Annotated in this window: 19 protein-coding genes, 1 tRNA gene, 2 pseudogenes and 1 riboswitch; of the genes and pseudogenes, 13 read left to right on the forward strand and 9 right to left on the reverse strand. The window is 69.3% G+C overall.

Going from position 1 to position 19300, the window contains the following annotated elements; genetic code table 11:
* Nucleotides 1-52: 52 nt before the first annotated feature.
* A riboswitch (cyclic di-AMP (ydaO/yuaA leader) is annotated at nucleotides 53-193 on the forward strand.
* Between the two features lie 12 nt (nucleotides 194-205).
* Entirely contained in the window at nucleotides 206-1246 is a 1041-nt protein-coding gene (locus GVV04_RS15750) for a C40 family peptidase (RefSeq protein WP_161688787.1), read from the forward strand.
* 51 nt (nucleotides 1247-1297) lie between these two features.
* Here GVV04_RS15750 and dcd read toward each other — a convergent pair whose 3' ends face one another.
* A complete protein-coding gene (gene dcd, locus GVV04_RS15755; RefSeq protein WP_161688788.1) occupies nucleotides 1298-1876 on the reverse strand; it encodes a dCTP deaminase in 579 nt (192 codons plus the stop codon).
* A 99-nt stretch (nucleotides 1877-1975) separates the two neighbouring features.
* Here dcd and GVV04_RS15760 point away from each other — a divergent pair, with 99 nt between their 5' ends.
* A complete protein-coding gene (locus GVV04_RS15760) occupies nucleotides 1976-2536 on the forward strand; it encodes a pyridoxamine 5'-phosphate oxidase family protein (RefSeq protein ID WP_161688789.1) in 561 nt (186 codons plus the stop codon).
* A 229-nt stretch (nucleotides 2537-2765) separates the two neighbouring features.
* A tRNA-Gly gene (locus GVV04_RS15765) sits at nucleotides 2766-2839 on the forward strand.
* Nucleotides 2840-2928: 89 nt separating this feature from the next.
* On the opposite strand, the gene GVV04_RS15770 is transcribed toward GVV04_RS15765, so the two are convergent.
* The 3 genes and pseudogenes from GVV04_RS15770 to GVV04_RS15780 form a co-directional block, all read right to left on the reverse strand.
* Entirely contained in the window at nucleotides 2929-4206 is a 1278-nt protein-coding gene (locus GVV04_RS15770) for a tyrosine-type recombinase/integrase (protein WP_161688790.1), read from the reverse strand.
* The gene (locus tag GVV04_RS34795) at nucleotides 4206-4352 is read right to left on the reverse strand and encodes a MerR family transcriptional regulator (RefSeq protein ID WP_161689409.1); all 147 of its coding nucleotides are present in this window, start codon (nucleotides 4350-4352) and stop codon (nucleotides 4206-4208) included. Before GVV04_RS34795 ends, GVV04_RS15770 begins: the two co-directional genes overlap by 1 nt.
* 2 nt (nucleotides 4353-4354) lie before the next feature.
* A pseudogene (locus GVV04_RS15780) lies at nucleotides 4355-5434 on the reverse strand (IS701 family transposase); the annotation flags it as partial.
* 411 nt (nucleotides 5435-5845) lie between these two features.
* On the opposite strand from GVV04_RS15780, the gene GVV04_RS15785 reads away from it, so the two are divergent.
* Entirely contained in the window at nucleotides 5846-7654 is a 1809-nt protein-coding gene (locus GVV04_RS15785) for an RICIN domain-containing protein (RefSeq protein WP_161688791.1), read from the forward strand.
* Nucleotides 7655-7860: 206 nt separating this feature from the next.
* Here the strand turns inward: GVV04_RS15785 and GVV04_RS15790 are convergent.
* From GVV04_RS15790 to GVV04_RS15800, 3 genes and pseudogenes are all read right to left on the reverse strand, one after another.
* Nucleotides 7861-7989: pseudogene (locus GVV04_RS15790) on the reverse strand (IS701 family transposase); the annotation flags it as partial.
* Between the two features lie 421 nt (nucleotides 7990-8410).
* Nucleotides 8411-8911 (reverse strand): anthrone oxygenase family protein, encoded by a 501-nt coding sequence (locus GVV04_RS15795; protein ID WP_161688792.1) that lies wholly within the window; start codon nucleotides 8909-8911, stop codon nucleotides 8411-8413.
* 5 nt (nucleotides 8912-8916) lie between these two features.
* Nucleotides 8917-9771 carry a Rossmann-fold NAD(P)-binding domain-containing protein gene (locus tag GVV04_RS15800; protein WP_161688793.1) on the reverse strand — a complete coding sequence of 285 codons (855 nt, stop codon included), beginning with the start codon at nucleotides 9769-9771 and terminating at the stop codon, nucleotides 8917-8919.
* Nucleotides 9772-9867: 96 nt separating this feature from the next.
* On the opposite strand from GVV04_RS15800, the gene GVV04_RS15805 reads away from it, so the two are divergent.
* The 6 genes from GVV04_RS15805 to GVV04_RS15830 all read left to right on the forward strand — a co-directional run bounded on the left by GVV04_RS15805 (nucleotide 9868) and on the right by GVV04_RS15830 (nucleotide 15372).
* Entirely contained in the window at nucleotides 9868-10818 is a 951-nt protein-coding gene (locus GVV04_RS15805) for an AraC family transcriptional regulator (RefSeq protein ID WP_161688794.1), read from the forward strand.
* Nucleotides 10819-11055: 237 nt separating this feature from the next.
* The gene (locus GVV04_RS15810; protein ID WP_161688795.1) at nucleotides 11056-11343 is read left to right on the forward strand and encodes a hypothetical protein; all 288 of its coding nucleotides are present in this window, start codon (nucleotides 11056-11058) and stop codon (nucleotides 11341-11343) included.
* A 180-nt stretch (nucleotides 11344-11523) separates the two neighbouring features.
* Nucleotides 11524-13035 carry an alpha/beta hydrolase gene (locus tag GVV04_RS15815; RefSeq protein WP_161688796.1) on the forward strand — a complete coding sequence of 504 codons (1512 nt, stop codon included), beginning with the start codon at nucleotides 11524-11526 and terminating at the stop codon, nucleotides 13033-13035.
* A gap of 2 nt (nucleotides 13036-13037) precedes the next feature.
* On the forward strand, nucleotides 13038-14282 hold the full coding sequence (locus GVV04_RS15820) for a sensor histidine kinase (RefSeq protein WP_201753569.1): 1245 nt from the start codon (nucleotides 13038-13040) through the stop codon (nucleotides 14280-14282).
* Nucleotides 14273-14917, forward strand: coding sequence for a response regulator transcription factor (locus GVV04_RS15825; RefSeq protein ID WP_201753667.1), 645 nt, complete (start codon nucleotides 14273-14275; stop codon nucleotides 14915-14917). The genes GVV04_RS15820 and GVV04_RS15825 overlap by 10 nt, the downstream gene beginning before the upstream one ends.
* A gap of 194 nt (nucleotides 14918-15111) precedes the next feature.
* Nucleotides 15112-15372 carry an e9imm peptide gene (locus GVV04_RS15830; protein ID WP_235966237.1) on the forward strand — a complete coding sequence of 87 codons (261 nt, stop codon included), beginning with the start codon at nucleotides 15112-15114 and terminating at the stop codon, nucleotides 15370-15372.
* Here GVV04_RS15830 and GVV04_RS15835 read toward each other — a convergent pair.
* The gene (locus tag GVV04_RS15835; protein ID WP_161689412.1) at nucleotides 15369-16181 is read right to left on the reverse strand and encodes an inositol monophosphatase family protein; all 813 of its coding nucleotides are present in this window, start codon (nucleotides 16179-16181) and stop codon (nucleotides 15369-15371) included. The two genes, GVV04_RS15830 and GVV04_RS15835, sit on opposite strands and share 4 nt — an antisense overlap.
* An 858-nt stretch (nucleotides 16182-17039) precedes the next feature.
* Here GVV04_RS15835 and GVV04_RS15845 point away from each other — a divergent pair.
* The 3 genes from GVV04_RS15845 (at nucleotide 17040) to GVV04_RS15855 (ending at nucleotide 18495) form a co-directional block, all read left to right on the forward strand.
* Nucleotides 17040-17771 carry a DUF5753 domain-containing protein gene (locus GVV04_RS15845; protein WP_161688798.1) on the forward strand — a complete coding sequence of 244 codons (732 nt, stop codon included), beginning with the start codon at nucleotides 17040-17042 and terminating at the stop codon, nucleotides 17769-17771.
* 2 nt (nucleotides 17772-17773) lie between these two features.
* A complete protein-coding gene (locus tag GVV04_RS15850) occupies nucleotides 17774-17968 on the forward strand; it encodes a DUF397 domain-containing protein (RefSeq protein ID WP_161688799.1) in 195 nt (64 codons plus the stop codon).
* Between the two features lie 173 nt (nucleotides 17969-18141).
* On the forward strand, nucleotides 18142-18495 hold the full coding sequence (locus tag GVV04_RS15855) for a hypothetical protein (protein ID WP_161689413.1): 354 nt from the start codon (nucleotides 18142-18144) through the stop codon (nucleotides 18493-18495).
* A gap of 357 nt (nucleotides 18496-18852) precedes the next feature.
* Here GVV04_RS15855 and GVV04_RS15860 read toward each other — a convergent pair whose 3' ends face one another.
* Nucleotides 18853-19089, reverse strand: a complete 237-nt coding sequence (locus GVV04_RS15860) for a cold shock domain-containing protein (protein ID WP_161688800.1) — start codon at nucleotides 19087-19089, stop codon at nucleotides 18853-18855.
* Nucleotides 19090-19300 lie beyond the last annotated feature (211 nt).

Consider the following 19300-nt stretch of genomic DNA (forward strand, 5'->3'; position numbering starts at 1 on the left):
CTACTCTGGTCAATCGTCGGCCGGTAGCTGTACCGCCCAGCCGGGCGGTGACGGTCCGACACCGCCGAGTCGCCTCCGGGCGAGCCGGGGATCCAGGTACGCCGGGGTGAATCCGCAGCGCTGTTGCGGTAGGGCGCTTTCCCTTCCCGCCCGAACCCGTCAGCTAACCCGGTAGGCGGTCGAGGAAGAAGGAGAACGGAGCCCGGTGGCACACCATGCCCCGCGGCGCCCGTCACGCCGGTCGGCGCACGCCGACCGGATGCCGGCCGCGCCGCGCCCACGCTGGTCACGCTTCACCACCGCCCTCGCCGCCCTCGCCGGCGCCGCCGTCGTCCTGACCGGCGCCCCGACCGCGGCCCACGCCGATCCCTCGGTCGCCGAGATCGAGCGGCAGATCGACCAGGACTGGAACAAGCTCGAACCGCTCATCGAGCGACACAACGCCACCCGCCAGGACCTCGCCCTCAAGCGCCGGCAGGCCGACGCGATCGCGAAGCAGATCGGGCCGCTGCAACGCCGGGTCGACGAGGCGATGGACAAGGTCAGCGGTCTCGCCGTCGAGGCGTACAAGAGTGAGAACCTCTCGGGGGTGAACGCGCTGCTCGGCAGCCGCTCGCCCGGTCAGATGATGGGGAAGCTGGAGCTGCTCGACCAGTTCGCCGAGCGCCAGCAGCGCGACGTCCAGTCGGTCATCGACCTCCGCGACGAGCTCGACGCGAAGAAGAAGCCGCTGGACGAGATGGTCACCCAGCTCGCCCGCACCGATGCGCAGCTCGCCGCCAAGCGGAAGCAGATCAACGCCGAGATCGACCGGCTCCAGAAGCTGCGGCTCAAGGTGTACGGCAGCGGCGGCGGCGGCGCGCTGCGTCCCGCTCCCTGCCCGGCTGCCTACCCGGGCGGCGGCGCGGGGGTCGCGGTGAAGTTCGCCTGCGCCCAGATCGGCAAGCCCTACGTCTGGGGCGCCGAGGGCCCCAACTCGTACGACTGCTCGGGCCTGATGCTCGCGGCCTGGGCCAAGGCCGGCGTGTCGCTGCCGCACAACGCGGCCCAGCAACGGTCGGTGACCGCCCGGGTGAGCCGCGCCGACCTGCGCCCCGGCGACCTCGTCTTCTACTACGCCGACCTGCACCACGTCGGCATGTACGTCGGCAACGGCTGGGTGGTGCACGCCTCCCAGGCCGGCCAGCCCGTCAAGATGAAGCGCGTCGACGACGGCCAGATCAACAGCTACGGCCGCCCCGACTGAGCGGCGAGGGGCCCGTTCCGTGGGACGGGCCCCTCGACCACGCCCGCGCCGTCAGCGGGTGGGCCAGGTGCGCCAGTTCTGCCAGGAGCGGCTCGGGGTCGGGCCGCGCTGGCCCTGGTACCGCGAGCCGTACACCTTCGACCCGTACGGGTGCTCGGCCGGCGAGGAGAGCCGGAAGATGCAGAGTTGGCCGATCTTCATGCCCGGCCAGAGCGTGATCGGCAGGTTCGCCACGTTGGACAGCTCCAGCGTGACGTGACCGGAGAAGCCCGGGTCGATGAACCCGGCGGTCGAGTGGGTGAGCAGCCCGAGCCGGCCCAGCGAGCTCTTGCCCTCCAGTCGGCCCGCGAGCTGGTCGCCGAGCGAGATCACCTCCAGCGTGGAGGCGAGCACGAACTCACCCGGGTGCAGCACGTACGGCTCGCCGTCGGGCACCTCCACCGCCGAGGTCAGGTCGTCCTGCTGCACCGACGGGTCGATGTGCGTGTAGAGGTGGTTGTTGAAGACCCGGAAGAGCTTGTCGAGGCGCACGTCGATGCTCGACGGCTGCACCAGGGTGGGCTCGAACGGCTCCAGCGCGAGCGTTCCGGCCTTCAGCTCGCTGACGAGATCGCGGTCGGAGAGCAGCATCGGCACACCATAGCGAGCCTGGTCGGTGGGCCTGTCATCGCCTGCGGCAACCGGCGTGCCGCGCTCGCCTGTCGTACACGTGTTCGATAGAATGTCGGCATGGCTTCCTGGTCCGAATTTGCCGCTGACGAGCCACGACTCGCCGGCGGGATCCGCCTCCTCATGCAGCAGTACGGGCCGGGCTTCGGCTACCTGGCCACCGTCCGCGCCGACGGTGGGCCCCGGGTGCACCCGGTCTCCCCGGTGATCACCGACGACGGGCTCTTCTGCTTCATCGTCGACTCGCCGAAGCGGCGCGACCTCGAACGCGACGGCCGGTACGCCCTGCACTCCTTCCCGCCGGAGGACAGCGACGACGAGGCGTACGTGGCGGGGCACGCGTGGCCGGTGACCGACCAGGCCCGGGTGGCCCGGCTCGCCGAGCTGGGTCGGGCCGCCCCGCAGGTGGACTGGCGGCTGTTCGAGTTCACCGTCGACGTGGCGATGCTCGCCCGCCGCTACCAGGGCGGGTCCGTCTTCCCGGGCGGGGGCCCGGGGCAGCCGGCGGTGCAGGTGTGGCTCGACCACCGGGCTGTCGGCGGCGCGGGCGGTGCCCCGGTGGGCGTACCGGATCAGGGGTTGGCCCGGCAGGCCCGCAGCGCCCACCGCGCGGCGGCCTGACCCCCGACGACGCCGGTGCCGGCCCCGTCGGAGGACGGGGCCGGCACCGGAGGGTCAGGAACGGGGGTGTGTCAGGCCGCGCGGTACGCGTTCCACGCGGTCAGCATCTGGCTCGCCTGCCCGGGAGTGCGGGTGGCGGTGCCGGCCCGGGCGCGGCTGCCGGTCAACGGCGCGCGATGGGGGTGCCTGGATGCACCCGGCGACGCCGTCGGGTACAGTGGTGCCGCCTGCGGGTGTAGTTCAATGGTAGAACATCAGCTTCCCAAGCTGACAGTGCGGGTTCGATTCCCGTCACCCGCTCCACACCGAAGGCCCTGGTCAGGACGCAAGTCCCAGCCAGGGCCTTCGGTATCCCAAGGTCAGCGATCATCCCGCGTGCCATTAACGTGCCATTAGCCCCGGCTGACCAGGGCGCCGGCCGTACCCTCGTCCGGGTCGTCGCCGCTGCCCTTCCGGCCCTGCTTCCCGCCGCCGGCCGGCTTGGTCTTGCCCTTGGTCTTCGCTGGCTTGTCGGTCGCCGCCTTCTTGACCTTGTCGGCCTTCTTGGTCTGCTTCCGGTCGGCCTGGACTGCCCGGTTGAGCGCGTCGGCGATGGCCCGATCCGCTTCGGCCGTCGCGTGCTGGTAGATCATCGCCGCCTGCGGTGAGTCGTGACCCATCCGTGCCATCAGGTCGCGGGTGCTCGCCCCGGTCTGCGCGGCCAGGGTGTTGCCGGTGTGCCGCAGGTCGTGGAAGTGCAGGTTCGGCTGACCGATCCGGGCAACGGTGGCCTTCCATTTGATCAACTTGTTGAGGTTGCCCCGCCAGATCGGCCGCCCGGACTCGGTGGTGAACACGTGTGCTTCCGGGTTGTCGTCCACCTCTGCGGCCAGGTGGTCACGGAGCACGTCGACGACCACCGGGGGCAGGCTGACCATGCGCCGGCCGGCCCGAGACTTCGGCGGACCGAGGACCAGACCGACACCCCGTTGCTCGGTGTACGCCAGGCGCACCCGGACCGTCCCGGCGGTGGTGTCGACGTCCTGCCGCTGCAGCGCCGCCACCTCACCCCAGCGCAGGCAGCCAAAGGTGGTGAGCAGCACCAGGGCGCGGTACCGGGGTGGCACGGCATCAGCCAGCTTGAAGACCTGGGCGAGGGTCAGCACCGGTCGTTCCGCCGGCTTCTCCTGATCGGCACCGGGCACCTGGCACGGGTTGCGAGGCAGGATCTCGTCCTGCTTGACGGCGGTCATCAACACCGCGCGCAGCAGCCGGTACGCCTTTGCCGCCATGCTCACCGAGACGCCGTTGCCGAGCAGCTTGGTCCGCCACTCCCGGACCATCGGGGTGTCGAGGCGGGCCAGCTCGGTGCGGCCAAGGTACGGCTCGATGTACTTGCCGAACAGCCAGCCGTAGAGGTGCACGGTCCGGGGCCGCAGGTTCGGCCGCTCGGCGATCCACCGTCGCCCGTAGTCGCTGAGCTTGACCTTGCCCCGCTCCGGGTCGACCCACGTCCGCCGGATGATCTGCGATTCGACCAGGGTGAGGTACCGGTCAGCGTCGGACTTGCGAGCGAACGTCTCCGGTGCCTTTCGCATCTGGCCGTCCGGTCCGAGATAGCGAGCCTGATAGCGCCCGGAGGGCAGCTTGCGGAGGCTGCCGAACCGTCGGTGTCCGTCCCGGTTCGCCATCAGGCCACCTGCCGCAGAGTCGACCAGACCCCGGAGGCGGTCAACGGCTCGACCCGGCCGGCTTCGACGTGCGCGGCCAGGTCTACGGCCTTGATGCGTACGCTGCGCCCGAGCTTGTGGAACGGGATACGCCGTTCGGCGACCAGGCGCCGTCGTCGCCACGGTGCGGGCCGCGTCGGACGGCTCGGCCGGCGGGACGTACCCGTAGGGCGAAGAAGTGCCCGGACAGCTCACCGACGGGCCGGTCCGGGTCGCGGTCGGGTGTGGGTAGCCGGGCACGCCAGCGCACCAGGCGTGCCGTGTCAGCACCGTGGGCGAGGGCCAGGTCCTTCAGGCTGCGGGCCGGTTGGGGGTAGCGCGGCGTGGGGTACTTGCCGACACCGGCGTAGGGCACCTGCACCGGTTGGGCGTCGCCGGGTTGCGCGGTGGTGGACGACGTGGTCGCCACGATGTAGCCGATGCCGCGTTCGGTCAGGCCCTGACGGAACTCGGCGACCTGGCCGTAGCCGGCGTCAGCGGTCAACAGCGGCGGACGTAGCCCCCACTCGGCCAACTCGTCGAGCATCTCCAGGGCCATCATCCACTTCGGCCGGTACCGCTCGGTGTCGGGGACCTTCGACGCTGCCCGCCGCCGGCGGATTTGCTCGATCTGCTCGGCGGACGGCCCCCGCACGCGTTGGTGTGGCTTCTTCGCCCCGGCCGCATCGAGGGTGACAGGCTGCTGGCGCAGTCTGTGGGCGTGCGCGTTCGTGGGCTTGCCGTCCGGTCCTGGGACGCAGGTGTCGTCCCAGGACTCCGGCACGAACAGCCGCCAGTTCAACACCGCCGACGCGGCGTCGGTCGCGACGTGGACGCTGACGGCGATCTGGCAGTTGGCGACCTTACCGAGGGTGCCGGAGTACTGCCGGGCCACACACGCCGAAGCCTTGCCGTCCTTGGGAAACCCGGTGTCGTCGACCACCCACACCTGGGGTGTCACCACTTCGAGCGCGGCGGTGGCCAGCCGCCGCCGCACACCGGCGACATCCCAGGTCGACGAGGTCAGGAACTGCTGCAACTGCTGGTGATCGACCCCGAGCCGCTGCGCCATCGGCTGCATCGACTTACGCCGACCGTCCAGCATCAGCCCTCGCAGATACCGCAGACCGGTCGCCCGCTGATCCGAGCGCCGTAACCCCGCGAAGTCCTCCAACCGCGCCCGCACCTGAACAAGATCGCGCTCATCCACGCACCGCAGCCAAACACCGCCACAATGCCCACACAAGCGACACGCCACAACGACCTAACAAAGCACTACTAGTACTCCAGCCGGGGATTGTGATTATGGCTCGGTGAGGGCTTGCGACCACGGCCGGCCCGGCGGCCTGACCGAGGACACTGCGGGTGGTCCAGCTGATCCCTGCGGCGACCGCGTCCCGCCGCAGGGTGAGGGCCCGAACGAGAAGCTCCACAGTAGATTCCAGGTAATCGCTCATTGTATTGATCATAAGCGCAGCCTATGGTGTAGACCAGAGCATTCCATTGAAGGCCATCACCGAGTCGTGTGCGGTGTTGTCGGCATTCACTGCCCTCGTTTACCCGTACGGCGGCCCTGGAAGCCGCCGCACGGATCGGCAGATTTCGCCCCGGAGGAGGACCTGTGCATTCCTCGACAACCCGCGTTACGCGCCGGCCGCTCGCTGGCCTGGCGGCGCTGCTGACCGGTCTGGTAACGGTGCTTGTCGTACCACCACCATCGGCCGAGGCGGCGCTCGGTGACAAACCTCTGATCACTTACAACATGCAGGGCGCGACCACCGGCGACGACAGCAAGTGGACCACGACGATCGCCGGGTACGCCGCCCGGGCAGAGATCGTGGCCCTCCAGGAGGCTGGTCCCACTCCGCCGCCCCTGACGCCGGGCACCCAGGCCGGACAGATAAACATCCCGGGACTGCCGCAGATCGGACGCGCCGGCTACGTACAGCACACCAGTTGGCGGGGCGGCCAGGGCAACTACGACGTCTATTTCCTGCAAACCGACTCCACCGGCGGCACCTACGTCGGCGGCCGTACCAACATTGCGATGGTCACCCAACGGGCGGCAGACGAGGTGACCGCGGTGCCGAACCCCGCCGGTCGCGCCGCGCTGGGCGTCCGGTACGACGACACCTGGTACTTCACCCTGCACGCCCGGGCCTCGGGAAACCAGAACGAGGCGGACGCGATGGTCGCGCAGATTGCGCTCACGGTCGCGGCGCGCGGACGCAACGAACGCTGGACGATCCTCGGCGACTTCAACCGCCCGCCGGGCGATCTCACCGTCCCCGCTGGCGCGCATATCTACCGTTCCGGCCAGCCCACCCAGCAGTCCGGTAACGAACTCGACTACCTGGTCTCCTCAGAGAACGTCAGCGGCATCCAGGTGAACCGGCTCGCGGGGGCGACCTCCGACCACTATGCCGTCGCGCTGGGCACGCTCCGCGCGTCGGCCGAGCCGATTGACCGCTATGGCAGGGACCGGACGGTGGTGAATGTAGAGGCCGGAGGCGTGCTCGACGCGGACCACGGAAGGACCGAAAGGGACACCGATATCGTCTCCTGGCACCGGAACGGTGAGCCCAACCAGGCGTGGACCCTGAAGCACTACCTCGACAACACGATCCAGTTCCGGGGTCGGGGCAGCGGCCGGTGTATCGACATTTACTACAGCGACAGCGCCGAGGATGGCCGCAAGCTCGTCCTGTGGGACTGCACTGGCCAGGCGAGCCAGAGGTGGATCCCGGAGTCGGTGGGATACGGTGAAATGCGGTTGCGCAGCGTTGTCCGGCCGGAGCTGTGCATGGCTACCAGTGGGAGGGGAGACTCCAAGCCGTACGAAAGCAAAATCAAGGTTCTGCACTGCTCCGATGCGTCCAGCCAGCGGTGGCTGTTCACCCCGGCCGAAGCCACCACCACCGTGCTCGATGGGCTGCTGTTCGACGCGCAGGCGCACCCGGTGAAATCCGTTGTGGAAAGTATGCGATCGGGTGGTGTGCTGAATGTGGACGGCAGCGGAATCGACACCCGGATCGTCTCCAGGAACCGGACCGGCGTGGCTAACCAGGGTTGGAAGCTCGAGTGGTCCCACGGGAACAACGTTTCGTTCCGGGGCATCGACAGTAACCGGTGTATCGACATTTACTACAGCGACAGCGCCGTGAACGGCCGCGAGCTTGTCCTGTGGCACTGCACTGGCCAGGCAAGCCAGAGGTGGCGACCAGTGATGTTGGACAACGGTCAAATGTTGCTACAAAGCGTCTTGAAGCCAGAACTGTGCATGGATATCTACCGCGGATCGAGCGCCCCGAACGAGGGTTACCTGGTTGTCTGGGGGTGCAATACCATCTTCGCCAACCAGCAGTGGATACTCACCCCGTACAACCCGGGCAGCGGGCCGGAGCATCAGCACCCGCATGATGATCTGTGACGGTGCCGGTTCGTTGAGCCCACCGGCCCCGCGTCTCCCTATGAAGGCGGCGCGGGCCGATTGCACTGGTGGGCCACCGGCGTCGCGACTGTAGACCCGACCGCTAGTAGTGCTGTGTTGAGTTGGGACGAGTTGGTGGCAGAGGGGGCAGAACCCGAGCCAGGTCGCGAGTAGGTACTGCAGTTCGCGGAGGACGGCGTAGATGCTCAGGTTTGCCCCGCTGCTTTTGGGCGGGCTGTCCGTAGCTGGGTGAGGAACAGTTGGGCGGCTGCGGTGAGGGTGACGTGGCGGTGCCAGCCGATCCAGGAGCGTCCTTCGAAGTGGTCGAGCCCGAGGGTCTGCTGCACCGATAGGTGACATCTGAGATGGCTTGCCCTGGTGGCGGGCTGGAAGGATGTCGCTGTGCCCAAGCCCTACCCGCGTGACTGAAACTGTCACCTACTGGTGCAGCAGACCCATCTTTGCAAGGCAGGGGCTGGCTGCTGGGTGATCGACCGGAGCGGCACGGCAGGAACCGTGCCATTAGCGTGCCATTGGGCCAGGACAGCAGGGGTCAGCCGAGGCCATCCAGGACCACCGCTGAGCAGGGCATCGGCCCTTCGAGCGGCTAGGCATCGACGATTCCCAAGCTGACAGTGCGGGTTCGATTCCCGTCACCCGCTCCAAGACGATGAGGCTGGTCAGGGTAGATAACCTGACCAGCCTCATCTGTATCCCGGGTGCCCAAAACGTGCCGCGCGCCGCCGGGTGGCGTGGTCACCGCTGGCTGCCCCAGAGGTAGAGGCCGAATCCGGCAAGCAGCAGGCTGACCACGCTCGCCCCGGCGCGCACGGTGTTCCACCAGGTCCAGCGCGAGGCGTAGTCCGCCCAGATCCGCGTCGCCTCCGCCGGGTCGGTCGGCACACCGGCCGCGTCGAGCGTCTCGTTCATCGGCACGTTGAGGGCCACCGTCGGGATGAACGCGCCCACCAGGTACACGGCCCCGGCCAGGAAGAACAGCAGCGCCGCCGGACGGTGGCCGAGGATCAGCAGCAGTACGCCCGTGATCGTGGCCGCGAGGATGGGACCGAAGAAGGTGACGAAGAAGAGCGGATTCTGGATCTTCTGGTTGATGCTCGTCATGGCCCGGATCGCGGTGCCGGTGTCGGTCGCGTTCAACCCGGGCATCACGGACACGGAGAAGGCGTAGTAGACCCCGGCGATCAGACCGGTCACCGCCAGGGTCACCGCCGCCGACCAGGCTGTCAGCGTGTTCATGACGATCAACCCCGATCCGATTGTCCGGTTGCCCAGATGCCGGTGGCGGCGGCGTCCCGCGCGTAGTCCGCAAAGTCCCGGGGCCGGCGGCCCAGAGCGCGTTGCACACCGTCGGTCAGGTGGGCGTTACGCCCGTCCAGGACCTTGCCGAACAGGTCGGTCAGGACGGCCACCAGCTCGGCGGGCACATGGTAACGCGCCATTACCTCGGCGTACTCCTGCGGAGAGACCGACTGATAGGTGATCGGTCGCCCGACCGCCTTGGCGATCTCGGCGGTCGCCTCGGCGAAGGTGAGCAGCCGGGGCCCGGTCAGTTCGTAGAGCTGACCCACGTGGCCCGCCTCGGTCAGCGCCGCGACCGCGATCTCGGCGATGTCGTCGGCGTCGACGAACGGCTCCCCGACGTCGCCGGCCGGAAGCACGATCTCGCTGCCACGCACCGAGTCCACCAGGAAATCCTCGCTGAAGTTCTGGCTGAACCAGCTCGCCCGCAGGATCGTCCACTCCGCACCGGATCGCTGCACCACCTGCTCGCAGAGCTGAGCCGCCTCCTCGCCCCGGCCGGAGAGCAGGATGATCCGCTCGACGCCGCCGGCCACCGCCTGCTCGACGAACGCGCGGATCGTGGCGAGGGCGTCCGGTGCGGCCAGGTCCGGGTAGTACACCAGGTACACCGACCCGACCCCCTCCAGCATGCCGGCCCAGGTGCTCTGGTCGGTCCAGTCGAACCGTGGCTCGCCGGAGCGGGAACCGACCCGTACCGAACGGCCGAGGGCGGTGAGGCGGTCCACCACGCGACGGCCGGTCTTGCCGGTGCCGCCGAGCACCAGGATGGGCTGTTCGTACACGTCCTCTGTCATGTCACTAGTCAAGCCGAGCGGGGCCTGACCGGGAATGAGTGAGACGCTTGGCTCCATGTCCGGGCGTCTCACCATGGTTCTTCTAGCCTGGGGTGCATGGACGCACTGGCAGGGCTGTTGGACGGGCCGAGAGCGCGCGGCGCGTTCCTGCTCCGATCGGTGTTCGACCCGCCGTGGTCGGTACGGATCCAGGACCGCGCACCACTCACCCTGGTGTCCATGTTCCGTGGTGACGCGTGGGTGGTGCCGGACACCGGCGCCCCCGTCCGGCTTCGCCCCGGCGATGTGGCGGTCATCCGGGGTCCGGAGCCGTACACGATCGCCGACGACCCGGGCACCCCGCCGCAGGCGGTGATCCACCCCGGCGAGCGCAGCACCACTCCGGACGGGGAAGAGTTGTGCGCCGTGATGGACCTGGGCGTACGCACCTGGGGCGAGCGGCTGGACGGCTCGGCCGTGCTGCTCAGCGGCACCTACCAGTTCCACGGGGAGGTGAGTCAGCGCCTGCTGCGGGTGCTGCCGGCGCTGCTGGTGCTGCCGGATGAGGCGTGGAGCAGCCCGCTGGTCCCGTTGCTCGCCGACGAGATGGCCAAGGACGAGCCGGGCCAGGAGGTGGTCCTCGACCGGTTGCTGGACCTGCTGCTCATCGCCGTACTACGGGCCTGGTTCTCCCGTCCGGAGGCGGCAGCCCCGGCCTGGTACCGGGCACACGGCGATCCGGTGGTGGGCCTGGCGCTGCGGCTGCTGCACGACCATCCGGCCGACCCCTGGACGGTGGCGACGCTCGCCGCCCGTACCGGGGTGTCCCGGGCCGCGCTGGCCCGCCGGTTCACCGAGCTTGTCGGTGAGTCGCCGATGGCGTACCTCACCGGTTGGCGACTGGCCCTGGCGGCCGATCTGCTGAGAGAGCCGGACGCCACCATCAGCGCGGTGGCCCGCCGGGTCGGCTACGGCAGTCCGTTTGCGCTCAGCGCCGCGTTCAAGCGGGTACGCGGGGTCAGTCCGGCCGAACACCGGATCAACGCGGAGGGGTTGGCGGCGGTCTGAACCCGCTCAGCACGGTGTATCGAGATCGTGGTGGTCGCCTACCCCGGTGGCACGGTCATCGCGCAGGGCGACGCCGCACTCACCGAGCTGATCGACAAGCCGTGACCTGTCGGCGAGGCCGCTCCTACGGCCTCGCTCCGGTTGCGGTGGGCGCCCGGGGCGCCGGCCGAGGTCCTGCCGGCCTACGACCCCGGCCCGGACACATATGTAAGCCTGGCGGGAATCAGGGCCGGCACGGTGGTCGGCACGGAGAACGAGGGCGGGCTCACCCGTGTCGTGACGTGGGCACCCGGCGCTGATCCGGTCTTGCTCGGCTCGGGAATGGCATTTCAGGTCAACGCGCGTGGCTCGGTCGCCTACAAGCTCCCGTACGAGAACGAGCAGTGGCTCCGGAAGGACGGTGTAGACCGTCCGCTGCCCTTCGGCCCTTCCCCCTATTCGATCGCGCAGATCACCGGACTGACCGACGACGACATCGCGTACGGCCTGCACTACTCGACACCGGTCCGGTGGATCTGCGCCTGACTTGCCCTCAGGCCGCGGACGCCAGAAAACTCGGGAACCCCGGCCGGCGGGGCTCGGGCATGCGGTGCACCCGGGTGCGGAGGGTAGAGCCAGGTATACCGCTCGGGTACCGGCCCCTCGACCGCCTGGCCGGGTCCGTGCACCATCGCGCCCCGACCCGGCCATCCCTACGGTTGACCTGTGCGAACTCGAAGAATCACGGCACTTGTCGCCGCCGGTGCACTGACACTCGGCGGAGTACTGACCACGACTGTCGCGTCGGCCGGGGTTGCCCAACAGCAGTCGGTGAACTGGCACGGCTGCCTTACCGGCCCGGACGACGAACTGGGCGCCGCTCTCGACGACGCGGGCGCCCAGTGCGGCGAAGTGACCGTCCCGGTCGACTACAGCCGCCCGCACGGCCGTACGACCACGGTCGCGATGGCGCGGATCAAGGCGACCGACCCGGCCCGGCGCCGTGGCGTCCTGATGATCAACCCGGGGGGCCCTGGAAGCAGTGGGATGGAGATGGTGCTCGCCGGCGGGCAGATGCCGGACGTCGCGGCCCGGTACGACCTGATCGGGATGGACCCGCGGTTCGTGGGCCGGAGCAGCCCGATCGAGTGCCGATGGGAGACCGACACGTTCCTGCGTTCCGCCGGCCCGAACCGGCGCACGTTCAACGAGAGCGTGGCACTGGCGAAGGAACTCGCCGTCGGGTGTGCGCAGGGCAACCTCGATCTCCTGCCGCACGCGTCCACGCGGAACACCGCCCGGGACATGGATCTCGTCCGAGACGTCCTGGGGGAACGGAAGCTGTCCTACCTCGGCTACTCGTATGGCACCTACCTGGGTGCGGTCTACCTGCAGATGTTCGGCTCCCGCGCCGACCGGGTGGTGCTGGACAGCGCCGTGGATCCGGCCATCTTCGGCCCGGCCCTCTTCTCCCGCAACGCGACGGCGATCCAGGCCGCGCTCGAACACTGGGCCGCGTGGGCGGCCGATCGCAACGGCGAGTACGGCCTGGGCGCCACCGCCGGCGAGGTGTTGGCCACGGTGGACCGCATCAATGACGCCAGCGCTCGCCGTCCGCTCAAGATCGGCGCGTACGCGGTGGACTCGCACGTGCTGCCGTACTTCCTCTTCGCCCACCTCTACGACGACCTCGTCGAGGGCTACGCGGATCTCGCCGAGCAACTGCGGGTGCTCGACGCCGCCGCACGCGGTGAAGCGGTGACGCCCACGCCCTCGCTGGAGGGCTTTCTCGCCGGTCTGTTCACCGGTGCCGGCTACGCCGCCGACCGAGCCGGTACTCCCGTCCTGTGCGCCGACCGCGCCGCCCCCCGAAATCCGGACACGTACTTTCGCGACATTCAGGCCCACCGCGCCGACGAGCCGCTCTTCGGGCCGCTGACCCGCAACATCACGCCGTGCGCGTTCTGGCCCGTGCGGCCGGCCGAGGCGACCACGACGATCCGCAACAACGCGCCGGCGCTGATCGTCGGAGCTGACGGCGACGCGGCCACCCCGTACCCGGGACAGCAGGCGATGCATCAGGCGCTGGCAGGCTCGCGCATGGTGACGCTTCGCGGCCGTTTCGCGCACGCCCAGTACCTCGCCGCAGAGAATGAATGCGTCGACAGCACCGTGAACCGCTACCTGGTCGACGGTGTCCTGCCGACCCGCGACACAGACTGTGTCGCGGCGGAGTGAAGGTGGCTGCGAGCGTGTGGCGGGTGATGGCGAGCAATCCGCTCCGCTTCCTGCTGTCGTCGTGGCCGTGGCGGAGCCTGGCCTACGTCGCCAGCACGGTGGCGGTCGCCGGAGCCGCATGGGTCGCCGTCCTGGTGCTGCTGGTGTTCCCACCGTTGCTCCTGTTCGCCGGTGTGCCGGTCGGGGCACTGGAGCGTCACCGGCTCCGCCTCCTGACGTCGGCCCAGGTCCGCAACCCACACGCGACGGCGTCCGGAAGCGGGCTGGCGTGGGCACGGCTGCGGCTGCGCGAGGCGTCGACCTGGCGCGAACTCGGCTACTTCGCGTGCCTGCAGTCGGTGCTCCTCCTCCTCGACACGGTCGCCTTGTTCGTCGTCTTCCTCTGCGTCATCCTGCTGGCGCTGCCGCTGTTCGTCGCGACGATGGACCCGGGTCAGATCCAGATCGATCTGGGCGGCTGGTCGGTCGACACGATTGGCCAGGCGTGCGCCGCCGCCGCCCTGATCGGGGTGCCCGCGACGGTCGTCACCCTGTACGGGATCAGCGTTCTCGCCGGTGGGCAGGCGGAGTTCGCCAGGTGGCTGCTCGCCCCCACCGGTACCGAGTTGAGCCGTCAGATGGACGAGCTGGCCGAGTCGCGCAACCGGCTGGTGAACGCGTTCGAGGCCGAACGTCGGCGCATCGAGCGTGACCTGCACGACGGCGCACAGCAGCACCTGTTACTCCTGACGATGAATCTGAGCCTGGCCGAGATCGAGCTCGCCGGCAAGAACGAACGGACCGGCGAACTCGTCGGCGAGGCCCACCAACAGGCCCGGATGGCGCTCGCGGCGATCCGGGAGCAGATTCGCGGCATCCATCCGCAGATTCTCACCGATTTCGGGCTGGCCGAGGCGGTACGCGAACTCGCCGAGCGCTGCCCGATTCCGGTCGAGGTCGACCTCGTGATGCCCGGTCGCCCGTCGCCTGCGGTGGAGTCCACCGCCTACTTCGTCGTCTCCGAGGCCCTGACCAACGTGGTCCGGCATGCCGCGGCCACCTGCGTCCGGGTCACCGGAAGAGCGGTGGAGGATCGGCTGGTGCTGACGATCACCGACGACGGGCGGGGTGGCGCCGACCCGTCGCTGGGCACGGGCGTCCGAGGGCTGGCCGACCGGGTGGCCGTCATGGATGGCACCCTGGAGATCAGCAGCCCGCGAGGAGGCCCGACCGTGGTGAGGATCGACCTGCCGTGTCGCTGCGGATAGTCCTGGCCGAGGACTCCGCCCTCATGCGGGCCGGCCTCGTCAGCCTGCTTGAGGGCCTCGGCCACACGGTCGTGGCGGCGGTCGGCGACGGCGACTCGCTGTTGCGGGCCGCCCTGGAGTACCGGCCTGACCTGGTCATCACCGATGTCCGCATGCCGCCCGATTTCACCGATGAGGGGTTACGCGCCGCAGTGACGCTGCGTGCCAGCGACCCGGAGGCGGCGGTCCTGGTGCTGTCGCAGTACGCGGCCACCGCGTACGCCGCCGAACTGCTCGGCCCGGCCGGTCATGCCGGGGTCGGCTACCTGCTCAAGGACCGCATCGGCGAGGTCGCCGACTTCGCCGATGCGGTGTCGCGGGTCGCGGCCGGCGAGACCGTCATCGACCCCGATGTGGTGCGGCAGTTGCTGAGTCGGCAACGCACCACCAATCCGCTCGACCGGCTGACCCGGCGGGAGCGGGAGGTGCTCGGGCAGATGGCCGAGGGCCGCTCCAACCCGTCGATCGCCCGCACGCTCGGGGTCAGCGACGCCGCGGTGGCCAAGCACATCGGCAACATCTTCCTGAAACTCGATCTTCCCGTGGAGGACGGTCACCGCCGTGTACTCGCCGTCCTGACCTACCTGCGCGGCTGACCGGCCTGCTGGCGTCGGTGAGCGGGCGCAACGCTCGCGCAGCTCCTCGACCGTCAGGTCCCCGTACAGGCCCTCCAAGATCACGAAGCATAATCGCGCTGGCGCCCTGGTCGGCCGGGCGGCACAGGGTGGTCGGCGAGACGCACACGACCGGGATGCCGGGGAGTCGAGCATGCTCGCCTACGCTGCGCGGCATGGATCAGAGTCTGCCTCCGAAACTCACCCGGGATGAGGCCATCGTCCTCGTTGAGCGGATCATGAGTCTCGGCTACGCGGACGATGCTGAGCTCAACGACCTGTTGGCTCAGCTCGAACGTGACCTCGTCTGCCCGGACGTCGCTGAAATGATCTTTTCGGTCCCCGAGATGACGGCCGCTGAGGTCGTTGACCGGGCCCTCGCCTACGCGCCGATCGAGATGCGGTCCGGGCCGTGGACGGAGCCGGCGACCAGCTAGATGACGTCGCTGTCAGGCGGGAACTGCTTGTCGACCAGCGCCAGCAGGGCGGCGTGCGTCTGACGATCCGCAGCCACGATGAGCCCGCCCGCGCCGGTGTGCGGCGGTTGTCCCTGGATGCCGGTCACCACGCATCCCGCAGCCTGGCACAGGGCGATCCCACTGGCGAAGTGCACGCTGTCCCGCAGGTCGCCGTCGGTGACATAGGCGGCCCGCCGGCCGGCGGCGACCCAGGCGACCGCCAGGGTGGTGGAGACCACGCGGGGCCGGAACCGCTCGACGAACCCCGGGTCGGCGAGCAGCCGCGCCGCCCGGAACCGGGGAGCGTTCGGGAACGGCGGATCGAGATTGACGTCCACCAACTGTGACTCGGCGGAAGGTGTGAGCCGCTCGTCCACGCCGTCGCGGCGTACGTATGCCTGGGTGCCGTCGGTCCAGAACACCTCGTCCGTGAACGGGTCGGCCGAGGCCGCCACGGTGACCTTCGCGTCGGTCCGCAGCGCGACGTTCACCGCGACCAGCATGTTGCGTACGGCGTAGTTGAGCGTGCCGCACAGGGGGTCGACCAGCCACTCGCGGGCGGTGTCGTCGGCACCTGTGCGTCCACTCTCCTCACCCGTCACGGCATCCTCGGGCCGCGCGGAGCGGAGGACGTCGAGGATGGCGTTCTCCGCCTCGATGTCGGCCGAGGTGGCGAAGTCACCCCCGGACTTCTCGAAGCGGGTCAGGGCGGCTCCGTACCTGGCCCGGACGACGACGGCTCCTGCTTGCGCGGCCTCGATCGCCACGTCCTCGTCGCTGGTCGGCATGCGCGCAGGGTACCGGCCCTCGACGGGTCGAATGTGGCCCGATCCGGCGGGCCGGGCGCTCCGCTGCGTTCTGTGGCGCGGTCGACGCGTCAGGGACAGCCAGCCGAGGAACCGGGCGTACATGGCGGGCCCGTCGGGGCGCCCGCCCAGCCGGTACACGTCGTCGATCGCCTCGTACATCGACGTGGCCAGGTAGAAGGCGAGCGCGACCGAATGACCGTAGAACTCGGTGGCCAGGTCGAGTTGGGCCGCCGAACACGGCCACTGCGCGGCACAGACCCGGCAGAGCCAGGCCGGGCGCATCGGCAGGTGGGGGCGGCTCACGGTACGTCCTGCCGTGTGGTCGTAGTCCTTCACCGACACGGCCGACCACCGTTGCCACGTCGCTCCCCGCCCCACGCGCGGAACTCTCCCGCCGCCGGTCGCAGGACCCGCGTCGCGACGTCGTTACGCGGGAACCGGTGCGGCGGGACCATCGGGCCGATCAACGGCGGTTCGTACGGCACCGGGTCCGGTGGGGCCTGCGGCGGCGCGGGTTTCGGATCGGGCTTCGGTTTGTCTTCTCCCACGCGCTCCCGCCACGGCGGACACGCGGCGTGCCGGCCCCGGCGGTCGTTGGCGCGGTGACGTCCTTCTCGGTTCGACACGATGCTCCCTGTCCATCCAGTCTGGAGAGGGGCCCGCCCCCGCCCTCAGGGCGCAGGAAGGCCGCGGCGGGCCCCTCGACGAACGTGAACCGGGGGTACCCCTCACCGACCCACGCCGTCCTGAGAAACAGCCTCCCGACCGTTGCGGAGCGATCACACTGCGTTGCACTATGAAACCCTGACGTACAGAACGTTCAAGGGAGACTGTGGAATGAACCGGGCCGTACAAGCAGCGATGGCCGAAACAGGTCACACCGCCGACAGCCTCGCAGCTCAGGTTGGCGTCGACCCGAAGACAGCAGCCAAATGGGCGAGCCAAGGACGGATACCGCAGACGCGGCATCGCGCCCAGGTCGCAGCGCTTCTTGGTAAGGACGTTCTGGAGCTATGGCCGGACGTTCTGAAGCGAAAGGAGCCGGCATGGTTCCGGCCGTGGGCGGATATAGAGCGCGAGGCGACGGGGTTGCGTTGGTTCGAGTCGGCCGTTCTTCCCGGGCTCCTTCAGACGGAGGCGTATGCCCGTGCGGTCCTCGCAAGTGGCCCGCTGATGGCCGACGCGGACGACCACGTCGAGTCTCGTCTCCGGCGGCAGGCTGCGGTCTTCGACCGCCCGCGTCCCCCGCTGACAGTCTTCGTGATTGACGAAGCGGCGCTCCGCCGCGGCCATCCAGACGTGATGGGCCCGCAGCTCGACCACCTCGCGACCATGGCACAGCGACCCAACGTCATGGTGCACGTTCTCCCGCTGAGCGCCGGCCTGCATCCAGGCCAGGCCGGGCCGTTCATCATCGCGACCACACCGGAGGGCGGGGAGGTCGGCTACCTCGATGATCAGTCCTCCGGCCGTATCACGAATGACGTTGCCCCCCTCTGGGCCGTCTGGGATACCGTGAGATCGGTAGCGCTTCCGCGTGACCAGACCATCGACCTGCTGAGGGCGTGAGCATGGACGACCTGACCGGCGCGCGGTGGCGAACCAGCACCCGCAGCAGCTCCAACGGCGGCGCTTGCGTGGAGGTCGCTGACAATCTTCCCGGCGTCGTTGCCGTGCGGGACAGCAAGGACCCGGTCGGCCCGGCGCTCACCTTTGCCCCGGTTGCGTGGCGGGCGTTCGTCGCCCGCATCGCCGAGCGAGACTGAACGACCCCGTACACCCAGAGCGCCCGTCCCCAGTCGTGTGGCGGGCGCTCTTGCGGTCTGACGGGATGGCGGTCTGACGGCGAAACCGGTGGTGTCCGTCGTCGGCGTCCCGGTACCGTCCTGGCACTCCGGGCCCGAACCGGTAGGGCCGGATGAGCGGTGGCGAGGTCGAGATGGGCAGTGGTGGCGGTACGACGGTGCTGTGGCGTCCGACCGGTCCGGAGGAACTGGATCTCGTCCGCCTGTCCGGGTGGCGGCGCTGGCCGCCGCGCCTGCCGGACCAGCCGATCTTCTACCCGGTCCTCAACGAGGAGTACGCGATCATGATCGCCCGGGACTGGAACGTCCCGGCGTCCGGCGTCGGGTACGTGACTCGCTTCCACGTCGAGTCGGACTTCGTGCGCCGGTACCCGGTGCGGCAGGCCGGCGGCGAGTCCATCCTCGAACTGTGGGTGCCCGCCGAGGAGCTGGACGAGTTCAACGACCACGTCGTCGGGCCGATCGAGGTCGTGCACGAGTTCCGGTAGCCGACGGCTGGCGCTTGTGTCGAAGTCGGTCTACCTCGGCGCGGCGCGGGCGGTGGGTGCGGGGTGAGGGCCCGCCCGCTCCGGCCTGTCAGGTCTGTTCCATGGCGGGACGAGCCCGAGCGAACTCCTGACACGGTCCTGCCCGTACAGGGGGCACGACCGAGTGAATCCGGCACCTTGATTCGGTACCACTTGGGTAGGTTCTTCGGGCACCAGCTGTGGTGTACGGGCCACTGAATCTCAGCCTGTCGGTGCCGAAGATCGACATGTGAACTCGGCACCAGCCTGGGGGCCACACTCTTGACCGACAAGTAGTCCTCGACACCGCCGCGGACGCGTTACGCCCGCTGCTGTGGGTTAGAGGATGGTGACCTCGACTGCTCGGGCGGGGTAACCGTCCTGGCCCGGGACTTCGTAGTGGCATCGCACCTGCTGACCCGGTGTCAGGCTCCGGTACTCGGTCGGCCCTGCGACGATGTGGCTGTAGTGCACCCAGACGGTCAGGTCAACGTGATCGAGGGCGACAGTTCCCCACCCCTGCTCGGAGTGCCAGGTCTTCACCACGCCGGTGTCCTGCAGGCCCTGATCACTCACACGCGCCAGGGTATCGGCTCGATGGAGGTCGGGCAGGGGACCGCGATGATGCTCGACCAAGGTGCCGATCAAGAAGGTACGCCGAGTGGTGCCCAGAGAAGCTAACCATCAACAGCCGCCGGTCAGCTATGACGGCAGGTGGTGCCCGAAGAACCTGCCCGGTGGTGCCCGTTCAACCTGCCGGAATCAACCGAGCGCGCTCTTGCGCGCC

It is taken from the genome of Micromonospora rubida (assembly GCF_009908295.1).
Lineage (GTDB): Bacteria > Actinomycetota > Actinomycetes > Mycobacteriales > Micromonosporaceae > Micromonospora > Micromonospora rubida.

What these genes read in the sequence shown, in the direction of transcription:
- dcd (WP_161688788.1), bottom strand. Translation starts at nt 1,876, where the DNA reads ATGCTGCTCTCCGACCGCGATCTCGTCAGCGAGCTGAAGGCCGGAACG.
- GVV04_RS15760 (WP_161688789.1), top strand. Translation starts at nt 1,976, where the DNA reads ATGGCTTCCTGGTCCGAATTTGCCGCTGACGAGCCACGACTCGCCGGC.
- GVV04_RS15770 (WP_161688790.1), bottom strand. Translation starts at nt 4,206, where the DNA reads ATGGCGAACCGGGACGGACACCGACGGTTCGGCAGCCTCCGCAAGCTG.
- GVV04_RS15795 (WP_161688792.1), bottom strand. Translation starts at nt 8,911, where the DNA reads ATGAACACGCTGACAGCCTGGTCGGCGGCGGTGACCCTGGCGGTGACC.
- GVV04_RS15800 (WP_161688793.1), bottom strand. Translation starts at nt 9,771, where the DNA reads ATGACAGAGGACGTGTACGAACAGCCCATCCTGGTGCTCGGCGGCACC.
- GVV04_RS15805 (WP_161688794.1), top strand. Translation starts at nt 9,868, where the DNA reads ATGGACGCACTGGCAGGGCTGTTGGACGGGCCGAGAGCGCGCGGCGCG.
- GVV04_RS15830 (WP_235966237.1), top strand. Translation starts at nt 15,112, where the DNA reads ATGGATCAGAGTCTGCCTCCGAAACTCACCCGGGATGAGGCCATCGTC.
- GVV04_RS15835 (WP_161689412.1), bottom strand. Translation starts at nt 16,181, where the DNA reads ATGCCGACCAGCGACGAGGACGTGGCGATCGAGGCCGCGCAAGCAGGA.
- GVV04_RS15845 (WP_161688798.1), top strand. Translation starts at nt 17,040, where the DNA reads ATGAACCGGGCCGTACAAGCAGCGATGGCCGAAACAGGTCACACCGCC.
- GVV04_RS15850 (WP_161688799.1), top strand. Translation starts at nt 17,774, where the DNA reads ATGGACGACCTGACCGGCGCGCGGTGGCGAACCAGCACCCGCAGCAGC.
- GVV04_RS15855 (WP_161689413.1), top strand. Translation starts at nt 18,142, where the DNA reads ATGGGCAGTGGTGGCGGTACGACGGTGCTGTGGCGTCCGACCGGTCCG.